A 20006-nucleotide genomic window follows, 5' to 3' on the forward strand; every position below is an offset into this window, starting at 1 on the left:
GATTAACTGACGCTGTGTCAGATTACAGAACTGACGGGATGTCAGGAACGGGCGTGCACACAAAGTTGAGGCGCCGACTACAGGACCGCGAGAACCTCCTTGGCCACCCGCTCGCCCGACCGCACCGCTCCGTCCATGAAGCCCATCCAGTGCAGGGACGTCTCCGTACCGGCCCAGTGGATGCCGCCGACGGGGGCGCGCAGGGCGGGACCGTACTGGGTGAGCACTCCGGGCGCGCCGATGGAGACGGGGCCGCCGCGGGTGTAGGCCTCGTTGTTCCAGCGTTGCAGGACGAAGGAGGTGGGGGAGGCCGCTTTCGAGCCGAAGTACGTCACGTAGTCCTTGAGGACGGCCGCCTTGACCTCCGCCTCGCTCGCCGCGTCGTACTTGCGGGCCTCGTCGGCCTCGATGAAGCCCATCAGGGCGCCGTATGAGGCGTCGGGCGGGGAGTTGTCGAAGGTCGAGCTGATCACGCCGGTGTCGCTGACGACCTGGCCGTTGAGCCCGTCCGCCCGCCAGAAGGGGGTGTCGTAGATCGCGATCGCCTTGCCGACCGAGGCCATCGGGAGGCGCTGGGTGAGCTGGTCGCGGGCGGCGGGCAGCAGCGGGTCGTAGGTGATGCGGGCCGCGAGCGGCGGCGGTACGGCGACGACGACCCGCTTGGCCGTGACGGTGACCCCGTCGGCCGTGACGACGTACTTCGAGCCGGACTTGGCGATCGTGCGCACCGGGGCGTTCAGCACCACCCGGTCGCCCAGCGTGGCGGCGAGCTTGATCGGCACCAGCTGGGAGCCGCCGACGAAGCGCAGTTCCTGGGCGCCGCCCGCGGTCTCGGTGAGGCGTTCCAGGGTGCCGGGAGTGGTCTCGTTGCCGGCGGCGGCGATGTAGAAGAGGACGAACAGGAGGGAGAGTTCACGGGGTTCGGCCGAGAAGATCGACGTGCAGGCCACGTCCAGGAGGAACTTGGCCGACGGGATCACGGCGTTGGCGCGCAGCCAGGTCTCGAAGGTCTGCCGGTCCCACTCCTCGGCCTTGGCGGCGGTCCAGGGCGCGTCGAGCGGGATCGTCTTGGCCATGTCGTCGAGGGAGGCCTGGACGATCGCCGCGTTGGCGAGACCGGCCGCGTCGATCGGCGGGACCGAGCCGAGGAGGCCGTCGGTGGCGTAGGCGGTCTTCTTGCCGTCCTTGTAGAGCAGGTTCTTGCCGGTGTTGTAGGTGGCGAAGGTCCCCACCCCGAGCGAGTCCGCAAGGGCCTTGATGCGGTCCTGGGTGGGGCCGATGAACTCGCCGCCGCCCTCGGTGACACCGCCGTTGGCCAGGGTCAGATTGAGGACCCGGCCGCCGACCCGGTCACGGGCCTCCAGTACGGCCACGGTCTTTCCGCCCGCGACCAGGTCACGGGCCGCGGTGAGCCCGGCGAGACCGCCGCCGACGATCGCGACGTCCACGTCACGGGTGGCGGCGGAGGCGGGCGAGGCGGCGGTGCCGGTGAGGGTGACGGCACCGGCCGCCGCGGCGGCACCGCCGAGCAGGGAGCGCCGGGAGAGCGGGGGGAGCTGTCTTTCGCGTGCCACGTGCGTCCTCCGTAGTGGAGAGAGTGTGGAGCTAGAACATGAGAAGTGTTCACATTCTGGCCCCGTACGGTGGCACACGACAACGCTCCCGCCACATCTGGCACATGAGTAACGGGAGTCGTACTGAAGAGAGTTGAGATTTTCTACGTCAGACGGGAAGCCGCGAGAGCCTGCCCGCGCCGTCCTTCTCTACGGCCTTGGCGATCTTCTCCGCGTCGATCGCGACCTCACGGAAGGTGCCGCTGATGGGAGTGACGAAGCCGGTGAAGAACAGCCCTGGGGTGTTGTCGGAGCAGCGGGAGCCGTTGGCGACCGGTCTGCCGTGGGCGTCGAGGACGCCGAGGTGGCCGACCAGGCCCTCCAGCGAGCGGGCGTACCCGGTCGCCGCGATCACCGCGTCCGGGGCGACGCGGGTGCCGTCGGCGAGCAGCACCTCGCCGTCCTCGAAGCCCTCCACGGCGGCCACCACCTCGACCTTGCCCTTGCGGATCGCGTCGATGAGGCCGACGTCCTGGACCGGGATGGCGCCCTCCTTGACCCGGCTGTAGAGCCCGGTGTCGGGGCGGGGCAGTCCGTGCTCCGACAGGTCGGGCACGCTGAGCTTCGCCATGGGCCGGGCCAGCCGGTCCACGAGGCCGACCGGCAGCCGCCGTACGAGAACGCCCGTGTACTGGGCGGCCCAGCCGGCGGTGGAGCGGCGGACGATGTGCGGGGCGGTGCGCACGGACAGCCGTACCCGCGAGGCGCCGCCCTCGACCAGGTCCACGGCGATCTCGGCGCCCGTGTTGCCCACGCCGACGACGAGGACGTCACGGCCGGCGTAGGGCTCGGGGTTGCGGTACCCGCCGGCGTGCAGGAGCTCGCCCTTGTAGGTGTCGCGGCCCGGCCAGTCCGGCAGCAGCGGGGTGTGGTTGTAGCCGGTGGCGACGACCACCGCGGCGCCGGTCAGCTCGCGGCCGCCGGTGGCGTGCAGCAGCCAGCCGGTGCCGTCGGGGGTGCGCTCGACGCGGGAGACCTCGACGCCGGTGACGGTCTCCAGCTCGTGGAACTCGGTGTACTTCTCCAGGTAGCGCACCACGTCGTCGCGGGCGACCCAGCGGCCGAAGCGGCGGGGCATCGGGAGGCCCGGCAGGGCCGACAGGCGGCGGGTGGTGTGCAGGTGCAGCCGGTCGTAGTGGCGCCGCCAGGAGGCGCCGACGTGCTCGGACTTCTCCAGGACGACCGCGCGGATGCCCCGGGCGCGCAGCGCGTACGCGACGGAGAGTCCGGCCGGACCGCCACCGACGACGTAGACGGGGCGATCGGGCTGGTCGGGGCGGTCTGCGGGTGCGGAGTCGGCCATGAGCGCGAGCGTAATCAGACAGCGCGTTGATGGGTCTCGGTCAAGACGGGAATTGGTTGCGGATCGATCACGGCTGTAGGAGGGGTGGGTGGGACCTGTGGCGTAGGTCACCTGGTTGTGCGTGTACGGAAAAGTCACGGGAGAAAGGCCACGGCGCCGGGCCCGCGGGTGCGGGGCTCGGCACCGTGGTGCGCGGCGGCCGGAAACTGACGGGAAACCGGGGCCGCGGTACAGGGGGTCCTGCGGTACGGGGTTACTTCTTGCCGGCCTTCTTGTAGCCCGTGACCTTGGCGATCCAGGTGATGAAGTCGCCGGGGTCGGTGTTGGCGCCGTGGCCCTCGTCCCAGTAGTAGAGGTGGTTCACCTCGTCGCCGAGGTTCTCGGCGCGGGCGGCGAGGTTCGCGGAGATGACGTGCGAGGTGTCGGTGTCGTTCGTGCCGAGGCGGATCCACCAGTGCCTGGAGCGATTGCCGTTGACCTTCTCCACCAGGTGGTACATCGGGTTCATCAGGTTCAGCAGCTCGGGGATGTCGCTCTCGACGCGCTTGGTGGACAGGCCCGTGGTGTCGTTCTTGGCGCCGTACGCGGTGAAGTGGCGGTTCGCGGTCGTGGCCGAGCCGAACTCGTTGTTCTCGCCGGCCGACAGGTCGAAGGCGTCGAAGGCCGGCACGGTCTTCTTGCGGGCGCCCACATGGGTGAGGAAGCCGTCCCAGGTGAAGGTGGCCTTCTCGCCGTCCCAGGTGAGGAAGGTGTTCTTCGCGAGGTAGGTCTCACGGTCGGAGTCCGACAGGGCCGCGAGATAGGTGGTGGCCGAGGGCTCCATGTACTGCTTGAGCAGGTACTCGTCGTAGTTCCGGGCGGTCAGGGTGCCGAAGCCCGAGCCCCTGAGGCCGCGCAGCCTCAACTTCGCCTGGTACTCGGCGAACTGCGACCGGAGGTCCTTGGAGACCGTCTGGTCGACCTGCTTTCCGGTGCTGAGGGCGTTGGTCCCCCAGTTCCACTCGTAGGCGCCGTCGGCGTGCTCCAGGTCGGTGATCGGGCACCACGCGCCCACCGCGAAGATCGCGTCGGAGGCGTTGGCCGCGCCGATCTCCTTCAGGTGCTTTTCGTAGATCGGGCTGTCGCCGGACGCACCGAGCAGGCTGGACACGGCACCGCCCGCGCTGGTGCCGGCGGAGACGATCCGGTCGACGTTGCCGGGGATGCGCCCCTTGTTGGACCTCACGTACCGGACGGCCGCCTTGAGGTCGACGATCACGGCCGGAGCGCTGCCGTAGTACTCGCCGGCGGAGTTCTTGAGTCCACGACCACGGGCGCCGGGCTCGACGACGACGTACCCGGCGGCCAGGGCCAGCAGCTGGTTGGTGTTCATGGCGCCGCCGGTGGCGTTGGTGTTGCCGTTGGCGCCCGGCGCCGAGGCGGAGGCGCTCGCGGTGGGAGCCCCGCTGGGAGCACCGCCGCCCATGCTCGCGCCTCCGATGCCGGTGGCGTCGGCCACGGAGGACGGCATGTACCCGCCGACGGAGTTGGCGAGCAGGATCGGCGCGTTGCTCGCGTCGACCGCCGTGCCGTCGATCTCGACCGGCACGCTGACGTTCAGAGACTGGTAGGTCGCGTCGACCGGCTTGGAGACGTAGGTGATCGCCTTCCAGAAGTGGTAGGTGACCGCGTGCTCGGTCCCCTCGGTGTCCGTGACCGTCGTCGTCAGCTCGGTGTAGGCGTCGGGGTCGAAGACGAGGCTGCCGGCGCTGCTCCCGGAGGCGTTGCCGGTCGCCGCGTTGGCGTTCAGGGCGATGCCTCCGACGGCCGCGACCCCCGCCGTCGCACCGATGCCGATGACGACTTTCCTGCGCTTGATTGCCCTGTGCTTCACGGTTGGCTCCCTCGGCATTTTTGCTGGCGGGAACGAACGTAGCCGTGTCTTTGACAAAATTGCCAACAATCCTGAGGGATTCATGGGGGACCCACAGCTTCTCGGTGCACGCACAGGATTCTCCCTTCGGCCGCGGTCTTCCCGGGGTCCGTGATCTGACGTACCGTCAGATTCCATGGACACGATCTGGCTGACCGGCGCGCAATGGCTGGCCGTCCTGCGCATCGGCCTCGGGCTGTGGTGGCTGGAGAGCTGGCGCCACAAGGACAAGAGGACGTGGTTCGAGGGCGGCGGCATCACCTGGGCCGCGGACATCGCCGCCAAGCACCGCTGGACCCCGGTCCGCAGCGGCTTCGACGTACTGGTCGCGCCCCGCCCCAGGACGATGGCGTACGTCGTCGCCTACGCCGAACTCGCCCTCGGCGCAGGCCTGATCCTCGGCTTCCTGACCCCGCTCGCGCTGGTCGGCGGCCTGCTCCTGAACGTCCTCTACTTCACGCTCATGATCCACGACTGGGCCGAGCAGGGGCAGAACTCGATGATGGCCCTCATCTCGCTCGTGGCCCTGTTCGCGATGTCCTGGCAGACTTGGTCGCTCGACGCCGCGCTGGGCTGGTTCTGATGGGCGCGAGGTACGACCTGCCGGAGGCGGACGCCTTCACGCGGACCTACTGGGACGCGGCGGCGCGGGGCGTCCTGCTGCTCAGGCACTGCGGGACATGCGACCGGGTCCACCACTACCCCCGTGAGTTCTGCCCGCGCTGCTGGAGCGAGGACGTCTCCTGGTCCCCGGCCACCGGCCGCGCCACGCTCCACACCTGGTCCGTCGTCCACCGCAACGACCTGCCGCCTTTCAAGGACCGCACCCCGTACGTCGCCGCGGTCGTCGACCTCGCCGAGGGCCCCCGGATGATGACGGAGATCGTCGACTGCGCACACGAGGACCTGCGGGCCGGGCTGGAGTTGGAGGCGGTCTTCCTGGGCGGGGTGCCGAGGTTCAGGCCGCGCCGGGGGCAGGGGCGTGGTGGCGGAGGTCGTCGGTTGTGCCTGTGAGGACCTGCGTGCCGGGTTGGACCTGGAGGCGGTCTTCCCGGACGGGGTGCCGAAATTCAGGCCGCGCCGGGGGGCAGGGGCGGTTGGGGGTGGGTGACGGGCGTCGGCCTTGCTGGGGATCCGTTGGTGGTGACGGAGGCCGTCGACTGCGCACACGAGGACCTGCGGGCCGGGCTGGACCTGGAGGCGGTCTTCCCGGACCGGGTACCGAAATTCAGGCCGCGCGGGACGTCCCGGGCGGTTTGAATGGGCGGATGACCGACGTCGACGATCAGCACCTCATCCGCCCCTTCACCCCGCTGCACGGCCACGGCCTGCGCCTGTGCGCCTGGGACGCGGACTCCGGCGCCCAGGCCCAGGACTGGCTGCGCGGCGCGCTGGACCCCGAGTTCGGGCGCTGGAACACGCCTCTGACCCTGATCCACGACCTCGACGGCGCCCGTGCCGGTATGCGACGCAGGGCCGAACAGGCGGCGCAGGGCACGAGCGTGTCGTACCGGATCACGGACGAGTCGAGCGGTACGACGCTCGGGCACCTCGGCATCAACGTCATCGACCACGTCTTCCGCACCGCCCGCGTCGGCTACTGGGTGCTGCCCGAGGCCCGCGGCCACGGGGTGGCCACCCGCGCCCTCCGCCTCGGCGCCCACTGGGCCCTCACCGACCTCGGCCTGCACCGGCTGGAACTGGGCCATGCCCTCGGCCACGACGCCTCCTGCACCGTCGCCGAACGGTGCGGCTTCCGCTACGAGGGCACGCTGCGGGGCGCGATGTTCGAGGCGGGACGGCACGACGCGTTCCGGGACGTCCACCTGCACGCCCGACTGGCGACGGACCCCGAGCCGTCGTAATTCGGAGGCGTCCGGCGCGCCCGCGCAGGATCATGAGACATGCCTCCCACAGCCTGGCACTCCACCGAAGACCTCGACGAGTTCCTCACCCGCGCCGGTGACTTCCTGCGCTCCCGCCCGGACCTGCACACCGTCGTCCTCACCGTGACCGAGGGCCTGCGCACCCGCGGGCTCCATGCGTACGGCGACGAGGCGCCCCTCTTCGGGCTGCTGGAGGAGGACGGGAGCGTACGGGGAGCCTACTTCCGGACACCGCCGTACCGGCTGTATCTCACGCCCCTGGCCCCCGCTCGGGCCGACTCCCTCGCCGCTCATCTGGCGGGCCTGGGCCATACCGTGCCCGGTGTCAGTGCCGAGGCCGCGACCGCGGAAGGTTTCGCCGAGGCCTGGCGGCGCCGCACCGGGGCCGAGGTGGCGCCGTATCAGCGCCAGCGGCTGTACCGGCTGGACACGCTGACCCAGCCGGAGCCGGTGCCACAGGGACGGCCGCGGATCGCGGGGGAGGCCGACCGGGAGCTGCTGGCGCGCTGGTTCCGGGAGTTCGTCCGGGACATCGGAGAGAGCGAGAACGACTCCGTGCGCGCCGAGTCCTGGGCCGACGCCCGCCTCTCCTACGGCGGTGTCACCCTCTGGGAGGCCCCCGACGGCACCCCCGTCTCCATGGCCGGCCTCACTCCGCCGGTGGCCGGCCAGATCCGGGTGGCGCCGGTCTACACCCCGGCCGGTCTCCGCGGCCGCGGGTACGCCGGCGCCGCCACCGCCGAGGTCAGCCGGCTGGCACGGGAGCGGGGCGCCGACGAGGTACTGCTCTTCACCGACCTGGCCAACCCGACCAGCAACGGCCTCTACCAGCGCATCGGTTACCGGCCGGTGGCGGACTTCGCGGTGTACGACTTTCAGGGCCAGAGCAGTTCCTGAGCCCAACCCTTATCCGCTCGACGGTAGTTGAGCCTGATGTGCCTCCTGCGCTCGTCTCCCTGGAAGAACTCCACCTCGTCCGGAAGCAGTCGGTACAGCGTCCAGGACGGGACCGGCACCTCCGGCTCACGCTGCGCCCGCTCCCAGGCCTCCTCGGACACCCGCGCCAACTCCCCGAGCGATCCCAGCACTTCGCTCTGCCGTCCGGTGAGCGCGGCGGCCAGCGCGCCGGTCGAGCGGGCGTGCAGGTCGGCCTGGCCCTCCTCGGAGGGCGCGGCGGTCACCGCCCCCTTCACCCGCACCTGCCGGCCGAGGACCGGCCAGTAGAAGCCGAGGGCGGCGTACGGCCGTACCGACAGGTGCCCTCCCTTGCGGCTGTGGGAGTGGCTCGCGAAGGACCAGCCGTCCTCGTCCGCGCCGTGCAGCATCACGGTGCGTACGTCGGGCCGGCCCTGCGCGTCCGCCGTCGCGAGGGACATGGTGTGCGGCTCGGTCTGCCCGGCTGCCACCGCCTCCGCGAACCAGATGGTGAAGAGCTCCAGCGGGGTCGCGGGCGCGGTCGCGGGGTCGAAGGAGGGCAGCGAGGTGACCTCCGGGTCCCACACCCGCAGTGACCGGAGCAGTTCGTGAAGATCCGTTGCCATGCCTCAGACGGTACCGAGGTCGGACGTCACCCACCTTTCGGGCCGTATCCGGATGATCACCTGCTCGCCGTGGTTCTTCGAGGCGAACTCCACGTACCCGTCCACTTTCTCGGCCGGCAGGTAGCGGGCGGAGATCTCCCGGAGGTCTTCGACGGTGCCCGGCCGGGTGTCGACGACCGGCCCCTCCACGGACACGTACCGGATGGTGGGCTCGATGCGCTCGACCAGCAGGGAGAAGCGGCCGGCCGCCCGGATCAGTTCGTGCTTGCGGGAATCGCGCCCGGTCATGATCCAGATGTCACCACCGGGCGTGTACTGGTACCAGATCGGCAGAGCGAGTGGTGCGCGCCCCTCTCCGGCGTCGACCGCCAGCGCGGCGATATGCGGCTCGGCCAGGAACTGTTCACGTTGCTCACGAGTCAGGGCCATACAGTTCAGGGTACTTCGCACACCCGAGGAAGGGATGGTCGGTGAATCGCTGGTCCGGTACGGCAGTTGGCGCCGCCGGAGTACTTCTGCTCGCGTCCCTGGCCGCCTGCGACTCCGGGGCGGCGCACTCCTCCCTCACCGTCCCCGAGCTCTACTACCTGCGCCCCTACGGCGACAAGTCCGGCCCGAAGGACAAGATGCCCTTCTCCGTGACGGCCGAGGACGGAAACGGGCCCGGCGTCCGCCGGCTCACGGTGGAGGTGGCCCCCGACGGGCGGGACGTGGTCCGGCTGAAGAAGTACGGCCCCTGTGAGGGCGACTCCGCGCATCTGACCTGCGAGGTCGACGCCGACTACAGCAACTGGGCGGACAGCGCCCGTGCGCAGCCGCACGCCGTCAAGGGCGCCGAGGCCGGTGCCACGGCCGTCGTCCGCTACACCTACACCACGAAGAGCGGCAGAAAGCTCACCGCACGGACCCGGTTCGTCGTCGGGGAGCCGGTGGTCGAGGCGGTGGTGCCCGCGTACGCGAAGGATCTCCTGCGGCCCGGCTCCGAGCTGGTCTCCCCGCTCGTCGTGCGGAACACCGGCGAGGTGCCGGTCAAGGGGCTGGGGATCGCGATGAGCGCCGACGGGACGGAGTTCACGCAGCGGTACGACACCTGCCGTTACCCCGAGCTGAGCAAGGGGCATCTCGCGGTGTGCGAGCTGCCGGAGGTGACCATCGACCCGGGAGAGACGCTCGTCGTCCGCCCCGCCATGAGACTGCGCGTCCCCAACGCGCAGATGTACCCCTCCTACGGCCGGGACGTCTGGGCCCTGGACATGGGCCCGGGGCAGTACCACAGCTACTCGAAGGGCGGCGGCCCCGGCGACGGACCGGCTCTGGAGGCCGAGCCCACCGCCGGCACCCGGGGCACCTTTGTCGGGGGCGGCGGATCCACCCAGCTCGTCGTCGACACCCACGCCGACTACCAGCTCTCCGACGTCGAACTGCGAGGCGATCCCGGCACCCGGCGAACCTTCCGCATCGAGGTCACCAACAACGGGCCCGCCGACGCCGGCACCACGGCCGAGCTGGTCTTCGAGCCGCCCTTCGAGCTGAGGGTGGTGAAGGAGCCCATGGAGGAGTACGACGACGGCGTCTACCGGGCGTACTGCCACAACAACGGCTTCACCTACACCTGCGAGGTACCCCGCCTGAAGCCGGGCGAGACACGTTCCTTCGAGTTCACAGCCGAACTCGGCGCCCCCGGCGAGGGCTCCCTGAGCCTGTTGGAGAAGGCCCCCTCCAGCCCGTGGGACGTGGGCCGCAGGGACCCGGACACATCCAACGACAAGGCGACCATCAGAGTCGTGCATTAGAGGCCGGGAACGGTCGGTGTCGCTGCTACACCCAGCCCCGTTGGGAAGCCCGCATCCCCAGCTGGAATCTGCTCGCCGCACCCAGCCGCTCCTGCAACTCGCTCACACGCCGACGCAGGGTCCGCAGACTCACTCCCAGATGGCGAGCCACCGCCTCGTCTTTCATTCCGGCCGCCAGCAGCCGGGTCAACGTCCTCTCGCTCTCGGAGAGCCCGCCGTCGTCGACCGCCTGCCCCAGCGGCGCAGCCTGCTGCCAGGCCAGTTCGAAGAGCTTCTGCAGGGCCTCGGTCACCGCCGAGTGCCACACCACGACGGCACAGTAGCCGCCGGCCGCGGAGGCGGTCAGCGGCAGCAGCGCCCGGCATCCGTCGACCACCAGCAGCTTGAGAGGCACGGACGGCAACACCCGGGCCTGCTCGCCGAGTTCGACCATCCTGAAGGCACGGGACAGGATCTTCGGATCCTCCAGGCCGGTCGCCGCGTAGATCCCACGAGAGAGGATCCCGCGGCTGAGCAGATCGGCCTGGAGGTCCACCTGCGGACCGGCCGGGGCGAGATACGGCGGTGTGTCGAAAAGGCACACCTCGTGCTCCGCGCGCGCGTACATCTCCTCCAGGCGTGCCGCGATGGCGCCCTCGCCGGAGGCCACCTCGACCAGCCGGGACGGTTCCTCGCGCAGCAGCCCCGCCTCGTACGCGGTCGCCATCTCCTCGGCGGTGGCGGCCAGCAGCTCGGACTCCGTCTCACGCCGCCTGATCAGCGCGCGGATCGCCACCCGGGGGTCGACGGCTCGTAAGCCGCCCATGGAGTCCGGTGGTTGCAGCAGCCCGAGCGTGAGCAGCCGGTTGCAGGCCTCACGGACCCGGCCCGGGGAGGCACCCGTCAGCAACGCCCAGCCGGCCGCGCCGGCGTCGGGTTGGTTGAGGATGGCCTGGTACAGCAGCTCGTCGAACGCGGAGACCCCCACCGCGGCCCAGGGGCTCGCGGCGGGGGTCTGCCCTCCCGTGTCGTACGCCGTGTTCACCATGGCTCGGCACGGTAGGCGATCTTTGTTAAGGCCGTTTGTCCCGGCCTGGGACGCCGTTCACTTCAGGCCGTCTCCTTCAGGCCATCCACGTCCGTCCGTCTACTTCAGGCCGAACGCCCGCAGCACGGTCTGGTCGACCGCGTTGCCGTTCCGGTCGGCGGCCCGCACACGCAGCGACACGAACGTGGCGCCCTTCGGGTGCTTGAGCTCCAGCTCGCCGCGTTTCACCTTCACCTCCTTCCAGGACGTGGCGTCGTCGTAGGAGACCCACGCCTTCAGGTCGCCGGCCGTGACGCTGCCCGACTGATTCCGTACGGAGAGTCCGAGCTCCGACTTGTGCTTGCGGTCGACACGGCCCAGGAGGTCGAGCCCGTCCACGTCAAAGTCGACCGAGAGCAGCGGCAGCGCCGTCCGCTGGTCCGTGTGCGCCGAGGCGAAGGACCACTCGGTGTGGGTGCCGGTGGAGTACGCGGCCCAGTCGGCCGTGCGCCGGGCGTCGAGCACGAGGCGGTACGAGGCCTTCGCCGCCGGGACGTCGAAGGTGCCGATTCCGCCGAGCGCGGTGTCGCCGACCAGTTGTCCGTTCGCGTACAGCGTGCCCTTCGCGGTGTCCTGGAGGTTGTCCACCGACCCGTAGTGACCCGGTGTGGAGTCGCTCAACTCCGGGACGCCGAAGGTGAGTTTGTCGCCGGTGCGCTGGGAGAGGGCGTACTGCTCGACGGTCGCCGGGCGGACGACCGGGCGCAGCCAGTCCTCGGCGGGCAGCCTGCCCGCTTTGTCGAAGGTCTGCAGGGAATCCCACTGCGGCCTGTTCGCCTTCGTGTCGGGGTAGACGGCGTGCCAGATCCGGTTGTCGGAGACGTTGTAGTACTCGGTGCGCTCCGTGCCGAGCCGCACGTTGTTGGTGGTCGCGATGTCGGTCTTCTGCCCGGGACGGAACCTGTACACGGCGTCCTTGCCGACCTGACCGGCCTTGCCCCCGTGGTAGCGAACCGTCTGCTTCACCGTGTTGGAGCTGTTCAGGTGGTACGTCTGCTGGTCCGAGACGGCGCCTGTCTGCGTGAACATCACGCTGTACACGTACGGGCTGACCGCGGTGCCGTCCAGCTTCAGCCTGACCTTCTTCCCGCTCTTCAGCAGGGCCCCGAGCTTCGCGCCGTCCTCGCCGGTGGCGGTCATCAGCGGGATGGTCGCGCTCTTCACCCAGGAGATCCAGTACCCGGGCGTCTCGTGGTAGGCGAGGACGTAACCGGCCCCGGCAGCGGTCGCGTTGGCCAGTGCCTCGTCGGCCGTCTCACCGGCGGCCACTCGGACGACCGCCACCTTGCCCTTGACGTCGAGCCCGTCGAAGTCGGCCGCGCTGCCGCTGCCCGCGTCCACCGCACGGACCGTGCGGGCACCGCTGAACTTCACCGGGAACCCGCTGGACGTCTGCGCGTAGTCGAGGGGCAGCGCGTACTTCTCGGGGCTGGTGACGCTCGCCGTCAGCTCCTTGGCGTACAGACGGAACTTCGAGGAGAACTCCAGCGTGCCCTCGGTGACCTTCTCGGTGGGCGCCACGTAGACGTGGTCGGTCCACCAGCCCTGGCTGTAGGTCAGGCCCCAGTTGCTGCCCGGGCCCTCTCGGTGCCAGGTGGTGCTGAAGCCCTGGAACTCGGAGTCCTCCTTGGTCTTCGGCTTGATCTCGACCGCCGTGCGGGCGTCGAGGACGACCTCGGTGTCCTTGTCGACCTTGATCTGCGGATCGCCGACGACCGAGGTGCCGACCTCCAGTCCGGCCGCGTCCCGCTGCGAGATCCAGGACGCCGTGGAGTACGTACCGGCCGGCACCTTGAAGGTGTAGCCGCTGCCGAGGTACCCGTAGGTTTCGTAGGCGCCGTTCAGTTCCTGCAGCGTGAAGATCGACGCCGAGGTGGACGGCTTGCCGTCCCTGCCCACCAGCGACAGCTTCAGGTCGTACGTCTTGGCCAGCTTCTCGAAGCCGATGGCGGTGGTGACCTGGACGCCGTCGGCGCTCGCGGTGATGTGGCCCGTGTACCGGCCCGTCGCCTCCGCGGCCGGGTCGACCGTGACCTTGACGGTGGCGGTGCCCTTCGCCGGGACGGTCACGGTGTCCACGTTCACGGTGGCACCGGGGAGGGACGAGGCGACCTTCAACTCCACCGCTTTGTCGGTGGTGTTGGTGTAGGTGACGTCCTTGTTGTCGACTTCGGCGTCGGTCTCCTCGTACTTGCCGAAGCTCAGGGTCGGTGTCGCGAAGACGCCCTGGTCGACCGCCCGTACGGCGTCGACCCGGCCGTCGCCCTGCTCGAACACGGAGTTGACGGTGTTCGTCTTCGCGGTGGTCGCCAGCGCCTGCTTGATCTGCTGTCCCGTCCAGTCCGGATGGGCCTGCGCGACCAGCGCCGCGGCGCCCGCGACATGCGGGGTGGCCATCGACGTACCGCTCGATGTCGTGTAGTAGTCGTCGACCGGCGTGCCCATGGTGGTGCCGGCCGCGCGGGCCGCCGTGATGGCCGCACCCGGTGCGGTGATCTCCGGCTTGACCGCGGAGTCGCCGATGCGCGGGCCCCGGCTCGAGAACGAGGCCAGCTTGTCGGACTTGTCCACGGCGCCCACCGTCAGCGCCGAATCGGCGATGCCCGGAGTGCCCACGGTCTGCTCGGACGGGCCGGAGTTGCCCGCCGCGATCACGAAGAGGGTGCCGGTGGACGCGGACAGCTCGTCGACGGTCTCACTCAGCACGTCCGAGGGGCCGGACGCGTCACCGCCCAACGACATCGACACGATCTTCGCGCCGGAGTGCGCGGCCCACTCCATGCCCGCGATGATCCAGGAGTCCTGGCCGCGGCCGTCGTTGCCCAGCACCTTGCCGACCAGCAGCTCCGCGCCCGGCGCCGCGCCCTTGCGCCTGCCGTCCGAGGCCGCGCCCGAGCCGACGATCGTGGACGCCACATGGGTGCCGTGACCGTGGCCGTCCTGCACCGCCTGGCCCGGCACGAAGCTCGTCGACTCGGCGATCCTCCCCGCGAGATCCGGGTGACCGGCGTCCACGCCCGTGTCCAGGACGGCGACCTTGACGCCCTTGCCGTCGTAGCCCGACTTCCACACCTCGGGCGCGCCGATCTGCGGCACGCTGACGTCGAGGGACGCCTCGACCTTGCCGTCGAGCCAGATCTTGTCGATCCCCTCGCCGAGCTGCCGTGCGGCCTTCGTGGCCGGTTCGGTGCCGAGCGCGGGGGCGATGTCCGTCCAGAACGCGGTCGACTTCTCCGCGCTGAGCGAGGCGCCGTCGATCGTGGGCAGCTTGAGTATCCGGCGAGCGCCTTCGGGGGTCGCGTTGCCCTTCGTGTACGTCGCGATCACCGGGGTGTCGCCGGTCTTCGCGTCGGCGTACCCCTGGTTCACCAGCTGGGTGACGTTGAAGAGGGCCGGGTCGAGACGGCCCGCGTTCACGAGCGGGATCGCGTCCGACGGTAGGACACTGACCTCGCCGTCCTTCTCGCTGGACAGGAAGGTGGCGGCCTCGCGGCCCTTGCCGCGCTGGACGTCGACGGCGTACTTGCCGTCCGGTCCGGCGCTGAGGGACACGGTGTCACCGGTGATGAGGGTGACGGTCTGCGTACTCGTCGCACCGGTCCCGGCGCCGCTCCGCACGGGCGTGGATTCCGGTGCGGTGACCTGCGATCCGGAACCGGCCGCGGCGGGCGTGATCGCGCCCGTGAGCAGTCCGGCCGCTCCTGCCACGGCCCAGAAGGCGTGGTGTCTTCGCATGGGTGGCGTCCTCCCCTGAACACTGACGACGCTTCCGGCCTGGTGAGCGGAAGCCAGTGATCAGAGTGAGCGCTGCGCGGAAAGCGGCTCAAGGGAATCCTGTGGCCGAGGAGTGCCAATGCCCCCTTCGGTCACGGTAATTGGCGGAACTCGTCGGGGAGTTGCACGAAGACGGACCCTAACGCCCCAGCACCACCGTCCCCGACGAACAGAACCAGCCCCCCGTCCCGGACGCCACCGCCAGCCCCGGCGCCGACCCGTCCGGGCGCCGCACCTGCCGTGCGCCCGCCTCCCCGCGCAACTGCCGTACGGCCTCCACGAGCAGGAACAGCCCGCGCATGCCCGGGTGCTGGGCGGACAGTCCACCGCCGTCCGTGTTCACCGGCAGGTCCCCGCCCTCGACCTTCAGCCGTCCCTTCTCCACGAAAGCACCGCCCTCGCCCTTGGCGCAGAAGCCGAGGTCCTCCAGCGTCACCAGCGTCATGTAGGTGAACGCGTCGTAGATCTGGGCGAGTTCGATCTCCTCGGGGCGTACGCCCGCCCGCTCGAAGGCCAGCCGTCCGCTCACCGCCGCCGGGGACACCGTGAAGTCGGGCCACTCGGACATGCTGACGTGCGAGACGTACTCCCCGGTGCCGAGCACCCAGACGGGAGCGGTACGGCAGTCCCGTACGTATTCCTCGGCCGCGAGCAGCACCGCCGCGCCGCCGTCGGAGCGGATGCAGCAGTGCAGCTTGGTGAAGGGGTCCGCGATCATCGGGCCGGACAGGACGTCGTCGACGGTGATCGGGTCGCGGAACATCGCCTCGGGGTTGAGGGCGGCGTTGGCGCGGGCCTGGACCGCGATCTGCGCCAACTGCTCGATGGTCGTGCCGTGTTCGATCATGTGGCGGCGGGCCGCCATCGCGTACTTGGCGATCAGGGTGTGACCGTAGGGCACCTCGAACTGGAGCGGGCCGCGGGCGCCGAAGGAGAGGGTGCCGGTGCGGCGGCCCGCCCTGATGTCGGCGCGGGCCGTGGAGCCGTAGACCAGCAGGACCGCGTTCGCGTGTCCGGCGGCGATCGCGTCGGCCGCGTGCGCCGCCATGACCTCCCAGGTGGAACCGCCGACCGAGGTCGAGTCGACCCAGGTGGGGCGCAGGCCCAGGTACTCGGCGATCTCTACGGGGGCGAGGGTGCCGGTGCCGGCCGAGGCGAGGCCGTCGACCAGCGAGCGGTCCAGTCCGGCGTCGGCCAGGGCGCGGCGGGCGGCCTGGGCGTGCAGGGCGTAGGGGGTCGTGTCGTCCACGCGGCCGCAGTCGGCCAGGGCCACGCCGGTGATCGCGACTTTCCGGCTCCCGGGGGGCATGAGGGCCTCCTGCCTCTGGGCATCTGGTGCGGGCGCTCCTAATATGACGGACCGTCAGATCCGGAGGGAAGAGGAAGAGCCATGGACGCTCGCTTCACCGCCGAACAGGACGAGATCCGGCGTGCCTTGCGGGAACTGCTGCGGAGGCGTTGCGGGCCCGAGGAGTCGAGGCGTGCGGTCGACACCCCGGCCGGCTACGACCCGGCGCTGTGGACGGCCCTCGCGAAACAGCTGGGACTGCCGGGGCTGGCGCTTCCCGAGGCGTACGGCGGTGTGGGGTGCTCGGTGACGGAACTGGCGCTGGCCTGCGAGGAGACGGGGCGGGTGCTGGCGGCCACGCCGTTGCTGAGCACGGCGGTTCTGGTGGCCCCGCTGGTGCTGGCCCTGGGGACGGACGCCCAGCGCGCGGACCTGCTGCCGCGCATCGCGGCGGGCACTTTGACGGCAGCCCTGGCCGTGCCACCAGGTACGGCCCTCGCCCTGACCGGTGACAACCGGGACGACTGGGCGGGAGGCGGACGTGCGGGCGGGGTGCAGGCTCGGCCTGTTCCCGGGGCGGGCGGGGGTGCCGCCCCCGGCCGGCCCCTGGCGGGAACCGCCTCCGAGGAGCTGGGATCCGCCCAGGCGGGACGGACGGCCGGGCCGTTGGCGGGGGCCGCTCCAGGGGGTTCGGGAGCCGCCTCGGCGGGACGGTCGGCCGCAGCAGCGGTGGAGCGACGGACGGCCGCGCCCCTGGCGGGCACCACCCCCGGCGCGCCGGGCACCGCCCCGGCGGGACGCTCGACCGCCCCCGCGGCGCAGCAGCCGCAGACGGCGGCGCAGCAGCCGAGGACCGCGGCGCAGCAACCGCCGGCCGACGTGTCAGGGCCGTGCGCCGACCGATGGCGGCTCTACGGTCAGGTCGATCAAGTCCTCGACGGCCACAGCGCCGACCTCCTGCTCGTGGCCGCCCACGCCGGCGGGTTCGCCCGGTCCCGTACCCTCCTCTTCCTCGTCCCCGGTGACGCCCCCGGGCTCGTGCGCACCCGGCAGCGCGCCCTCGACGCCACCCGCCCGCAGGCCCGCGTCCAACTGCGGGACGTCGAAGCGGAGTTGCTCGGGGACGACGACGGGGCCGATGTCCTGGGGGTCCTCGCCCGCACGGGGGACTCCGCCGCCGGCGTCCTCGCCTGTGAAGCCGTCGGGGCCGCCGACCGTGTGCTGGAGATGACCGTCGAATACGTCAAGCAGCGGGAGCAGTTCGGCCGGCCGGTCGGGTCCTTCCAGGCCGTGAAGCACCGGCTCGCCGATGTGTACGTCCAGCTTCAGGCGGCCCGTTCCGCGGCCTACTTCGCCGCCTGGGCCGCCGTTCACGACGAGCGGCGGATCGGTGGGCTCGCCCTCGCCCAGGCCCTCGAAGCCCTGCGTACCGCCGCCGCCGAGGGCATTCAGCTGCACGGAGGCATCGGGTTCACCTGGGAGCACGAGGCGCAGCTGTACTTCAAGCGCGCCACCGCGGACGAGCTGCTCTTCGGCCCCGCGCACCGGCTGCGGGCGCACGCCGCCGACGCGGCGCGGCTCTTCGAGCGGGCGGAGGTGTCGGTGTGATCGGGGCGCGGATCGTCCAGAAGGTGTCGTCCACGCGCGGCTTCGCCAAGGTCGCGCCGCATGTGATTCCGGCCCTGGACCGGGCCGTGCACCGGATCACGCGGGGGAAGTACCTGCTCAGCGCGCAGATGCTGCCCGGTGTCGTGCTCACCTCGACGGGGGCGAGGAGCGGGCTGTCCCGCCGGACCCCGCTCGCCTGCATGCCCGAGGACGAAGGCCGTAGCTGGATCCTCATCGGCTCGAACTTCGGCCGCGACGGCCACCCCGCCTGGACCGCCAACCTGCTCGCCCACCCCAAGGCCTCGGTCAGCTGGAAGGGGCAGGACATCGAGGTGACGGCGGCGCTGCTGACGGGACAGGAGCGGGCGGCCGTGTGGAAGACCGCGCTGGCGTTCTGGCCGCCGTACGCCACCTATCAGGCACGGGTCGAGCGGGAGATACGGCTCTTCCGGATCACCCGGAGGTGATGACCGGACGCACGACAGGCGGCTGTCCACCCGTGTGAACAGCCGCCTGCCAGACAGGACTCGAGGAGGGCCGCTATTTCGTCGGCTTCTTGCCCGTCACGCCCAGGTGTACCAACAGCGCCAGGTTCGGCTTGAGTTCGGCCTGCTTGACGCCCCAGGTCTGGAAGCCCTTCTGGTGCGAGGCCACCGCCGCGAGCATCGCGACGAGGGAACCCGCGACCGCGGCCGGGTTGACGTCCTTGTCGACCTTGCCCTTGGACTGGAGCTCGGTGACCGCGTCCACGAGGGAGTTGTTCACCGAGTTGAGGATCTTCATGCGGATCTTGTAGAAGCGTTTGTCGCCCTCGGCGGCGCCGAGGTCGACCACGCGCAGGATCGCGTCGTTCCTGCGCCAGAACTCCAGGAATCCGTCCACGAGTTCCTGCGCGGTCTGCCATCCCGCCTTGCCGACCCACGACCGGCCTTCGAGCAGCTGCGTCAACTGGCCGCCCTCGGTGGCCATTTGCTCGGCGATCTCCAGGACGGCGCCCTCGACGTCCGGGAAGTACTGGTAAAAGGTCGCGGGTGAAGTGCCCGCCTTCCGGGCGACATCGATGACCTTGACGTCCCGGTAAGGGGAGGAGCTGAGCATCTCGCTGAGGCAGTCGAGCAGCTTCTGCCGGGTCGCCTGCCCACGCCGACCGGCCACACGGCCGTCGACGGTACGCACTTGTCCTGTCATGCCGTCAGCTTACCGAGGGGTGATCGGAGCGCGATTCGGCCGACTGCAAATGGGGTGCACGGGGCCGTGGAGACGGGTGTGCCTGGTCCTGCGGGGTGCGTGCGACGCCGTTACTTTGACGGTATGGCCGAAAACAGGGCATCCGCAGACGGAACGGGATACGGCGAGGGCGTCCCCTGCTGGGTGGACGCGCAGCTTCCCGACGTGGCCGCCGGACAGCGGTTCTACGGTGAGCTCTTCGGCTGGACCTTCCACGACCGGCCGGACGTCCACGGGGGTTCCGTGTGGGCCCACCACAAGGGCCGCCCCGTCGCCGCCCTCGCCCACAAGACGGACGGCCGGATGCCCACCGTGTGGACGGTCTACTTCGCCACCCCGGACATCGAGGGTCTTGCCGACCGGATCTGGGCGGCCGGCGGACAGGTCGTCACCGCGCCCATGCCGGTGGCGGAGCTGGGTACGTCCGCGCTGGTCACCGATCCGGAGGGGGCCGTCTTCGGCCTGTGGGAGCCGGGCGGCCACGCCGGGTTCGGTGTGCGGCACGAGCCCGGCACCTTCGCCTGGGCCGAGCTGTACGCGCGGGACACCGAGGCCGCCAACACCTTCTACGGCGGGCTCTTCCACGACGCACTCTTCGGACCGGAGGCCCACCCCGACTTCGGCCGCGCCCCGGTCTCCGACGTGTTCCCCGCCGAGATGCCGCCCCACTTCCTCGTGCACTTCGGCGTCGAGGACTGCGAGGCCGCGCTCGGGACGGTCGGCCGGCTCGGCGGGCGGGTCCAGGCGCCGCCATTCGAGACGTCGTACGGAAAAGTGGCCGTCGTCACCGACAATCAGGGAGCGTCGTTCGCCCTTCTGGAGCGATCGGAGCGGTAGAAGGTTCCGCTTTGAGGTGAGACACCCCAATTGACCCCGGGTTCGCCACCAGGCCTCCGGCCAGGAAGAATCAGGGTTGCGTGCCGCCATGGCGGTGCGGTGGTGAGACGCTGCACGGGGTCGCGTACATATGTGGGTGGCGCGGCTTGTACGGGGAG

At 70.7% G+C, this 20006-nt stretch carries 17 protein-coding genes; 8 read left to right on the plus strand and 9 right to left on the minus strand.

The features are described from left to right. Positions 1–77: 77 nt before the first annotated feature. The 3 genes from RNB18_RS45820 to RNB18_RS45830 form a co-directional block, all read right to left on the minus strand. Positions 78–1574: a flavin monoamine oxidase family protein gene (locus RNB18_RS45820; RefSeq protein WP_311720087.1), complete on the minus strand. Its 1497-nt coding sequence runs from the start codon at positions 1572–1574 to the stop codon at positions 78–80. A 148-nt stretch (positions 1575–1722) separates the two neighbouring features. Next, positions 1723–2916 (minus strand): flavin-containing monooxygenase, encoded by a 1194-nt coding sequence (locus RNB18_RS45825; RefSeq protein WP_311720088.1) that lies wholly within the window; start codon positions 2914–2916, stop codon positions 1723–1725. Positions 2917–3169: 253 nt separating this feature from the next. Beyond that, complete coding sequence (locus tag RNB18_RS45830) at positions 3170–4789, minus strand: subtype B tannase (protein ID WP_311720089.1); 1620 nt, start codon at positions 4787–4789, stop codon at positions 3170–3172. A gap of 175 nt (positions 4790–4964) precedes the next feature. Here RNB18_RS45830 and RNB18_RS45835 point away from each other — a divergent pair, with 175 nt between their 5' ends. The 4 genes from RNB18_RS45835 (at position 4965) to RNB18_RS45850 (ending at position 7611) form a co-directional block, all read left to right on the plus strand. Then, a complete protein-coding gene (locus RNB18_RS45835; protein ID WP_059206620.1) occupies positions 4965–5411 on the plus strand; it encodes a DoxX family membrane protein in 447 nt (148 codons plus the stop codon). Continuing rightward, a complete protein-coding gene (locus RNB18_RS45840) occupies positions 5411–5842 on the plus strand; it encodes a Zn-ribbon domain-containing OB-fold protein (protein ID WP_311720090.1) in 432 nt (143 codons plus the stop codon). Before RNB18_RS45835 ends, RNB18_RS45840 begins: the two co-directional genes overlap by 1 nt. Before the next feature lie 254 nt (positions 5843–6096). Beyond that, positions 6097–6693 (plus strand): GNAT family N-acetyltransferase, encoded by a 597-nt coding sequence (locus RNB18_RS45845; RefSeq protein WP_311720091.1) that lies wholly within the window; start codon positions 6097–6099, stop codon positions 6691–6693. Between the two features lie 39 nt (positions 6694–6732). Then, complete coding sequence (locus tag RNB18_RS45850) at positions 6733–7611, plus strand: GNAT family N-acetyltransferase (RefSeq protein ID WP_311720092.1); 879 nt, start codon at positions 6733–6735, stop codon at positions 7609–7611. Here the strand turns inward: RNB18_RS45850 and RNB18_RS45855 are convergent. Both RNB18_RS45855 and RNB18_RS45860 read right to left on the minus strand, forming a co-directional pair. Next, positions 7590–8255, minus strand: coding sequence for a pyridoxine/pyridoxamine 5'-phosphate oxidase (locus RNB18_RS45855; RefSeq protein ID WP_311720094.1), 666 nt, complete (start codon positions 8253–8255; stop codon positions 7590–7592). The two genes, RNB18_RS45850 and RNB18_RS45855, sit on opposite strands and share 22 nt — an antisense overlap. Before the next feature lie 3 nt (positions 8256–8258). Then, positions 8259–8684, minus strand: coding sequence for a pyridoxamine 5'-phosphate oxidase family protein (locus RNB18_RS45860; RefSeq protein WP_311720096.1), 426 nt, complete (start codon positions 8682–8684; stop codon positions 8259–8261). A gap of 41 nt (positions 8685–8725) precedes the next feature. On the opposite strand from RNB18_RS45860, the gene RNB18_RS45865 reads away from it, so the two are divergent. Beyond that, positions 8726–10048, plus strand: a complete 1323-nt coding sequence (locus RNB18_RS45865; protein WP_311720097.1) for a hypothetical protein — start codon at positions 8726–8728, stop codon at positions 10046–10048. 25 nt (positions 10049–10073) lie between these two features. Here the strand turns inward: RNB18_RS45865 and RNB18_RS45870 are convergent, their stop codons facing one another. From RNB18_RS45870 to RNB18_RS45880, 3 genes are all read right to left on the minus strand, one after another. Then, positions 10074–11075, minus strand: coding sequence for a LuxR C-terminal-related transcriptional regulator (locus RNB18_RS45870; RefSeq protein WP_311720098.1), 1002 nt, complete (start codon positions 11073–11075; stop codon positions 10074–10076). A gap of 99 nt (positions 11076–11174) precedes the next feature. Then, complete coding sequence (locus tag RNB18_RS45875) at positions 11175–14849, minus strand: S8 family serine peptidase (protein WP_311720099.1); 3675 nt, start codon at positions 14847–14849, stop codon at positions 11175–11177. 178 nt (positions 14850–15027) lie between these two features. After that, positions 15028–16197 carry a thiolase C-terminal domain-containing protein gene (locus tag RNB18_RS45880; protein ID WP_311720100.1) on the minus strand — a complete coding sequence of 390 codons (1170 nt, stop codon included), beginning with the start codon at positions 16195–16197 and terminating at the stop codon, positions 15028–15030. An 81-nt stretch (positions 16198–16278) separates the two neighbouring features. On the opposite strand from RNB18_RS45880, the gene RNB18_RS45885 reads away from it, so the two are divergent. Together RNB18_RS45885 and RNB18_RS45890 are read left to right on the plus strand one after the other, a co-directional pair. Continuing rightward, positions 16279–17784: an acyl-CoA dehydrogenase family protein gene (locus RNB18_RS45885; protein WP_311720101.1), complete on the plus strand. Its 1506-nt coding sequence runs from the start codon at positions 16279–16281 to the stop codon at positions 17782–17784. Continuing rightward, on the plus strand, positions 17781–18251 hold the full coding sequence (locus RNB18_RS45890) for a nitroreductase family deazaflavin-dependent oxidoreductase (RefSeq protein ID WP_311720103.1): 471 nt from the start codon (positions 17781–17783) through the stop codon (positions 18249–18251). The genes RNB18_RS45885 and RNB18_RS45890 overlap by 4 nt, the downstream gene beginning before the upstream one ends. Positions 18252–18324: 73 nt before the next feature. On the opposite strand, the gene RNB18_RS45895 is transcribed toward RNB18_RS45890, so the two are convergent. Further along, positions 18325–18960 (minus strand): TetR family transcriptional regulator, encoded by a 636-nt coding sequence (locus tag RNB18_RS45895; RefSeq protein WP_059206610.1) that lies wholly within the window; start codon positions 18958–18960, stop codon positions 18325–18327. Between the two features lie 135 nt (positions 18961–19095). On the opposite strand from RNB18_RS45895, the gene RNB18_RS45900 reads away from it, so the two are divergent. Then, positions 19096–19848, plus strand: coding sequence for a VOC family protein (locus RNB18_RS45900; protein ID WP_311720104.1), 753 nt, complete (start codon positions 19096–19098; stop codon positions 19846–19848). Positions 19849–20006 lie beyond the last annotated feature (158 nt).

The sequence above is a fragment of the Streptomyces doebereineriae genome (assembly GCF_031845645.1).
Lineage (GTDB): Bacteria > Actinomycetota > Actinomycetes > Streptomycetales > Streptomycetaceae > Streptomyces > Streptomyces canus.

Coding starts and splice junctions, on each gene's coding strand:
- RNB18_RS45825 (WP_311720088.1), bottom strand. CDS start 2,916: ATGGCCGACTCCGCACCCGCAGACCGCCCCGACCAGCCCGATCGCCCC.
- RNB18_RS45835 (WP_059206620.1), top strand. CDS start 4,965: ATGGACACGATCTGGCTGACCGGCGCGCAATGGCTGGCCGTCCTGCGC.
- RNB18_RS45840 (WP_311720090.1), top strand. CDS start 5,411: ATGGGCGCGAGGTACGACCTGCCGGAGGCGGACGCCTTCACGCGGACC.
- RNB18_RS45845 (WP_311720091.1), top strand. CDS start 6,097: ATGACCGACGTCGACGATCAGCACCTCATCCGCCCCTTCACCCCGCTG.
- RNB18_RS45850 (WP_311720092.1), top strand. CDS start 6,733: ATGCCTCCCACAGCCTGGCACTCCACCGAAGACCTCGACGAGTTCCTC.
- RNB18_RS45855 (WP_311720094.1), bottom strand. CDS start 8,255: ATGGCAACGGATCTTCACGAACTGCTCCGGTCACTGCGGGTGTGGGAC.
- RNB18_RS45860 (WP_311720096.1), bottom strand. CDS start 8,684: ATGGCCCTGACTCGTGAGCAACGTGAACAGTTCCTGGCCGAGCCGCAT.
- RNB18_RS45870 (WP_311720098.1), bottom strand. CDS start 11,075: ATGGTGAACACGGCGTACGACACGGGAGGGCAGACCCCCGCCGCGAGC.
- RNB18_RS45875 (WP_311720099.1), bottom strand. CDS start 14,849: ATGCGAAGACACCACGCCTTCTGGGCCGTGGCAGGAGCGGCCGGACTG.
- RNB18_RS45880 (WP_311720100.1), bottom strand. CDS start 16,197: ATGCCCCCCGGGAGCCGGAAAGTCGCGATCACCGGCGTGGCCCTGGCC.
- RNB18_RS45885 (WP_311720101.1), top strand. CDS start 16,279: ATGGACGCTCGCTTCACCGCCGAACAGGACGAGATCCGGCGTGCCTTG.
- RNB18_RS45900 (WP_311720104.1), top strand. CDS start 19,096: ATGGCCGAAAACAGGGCATCCGCAGACGGAACGGGATACGGCGAGGGC.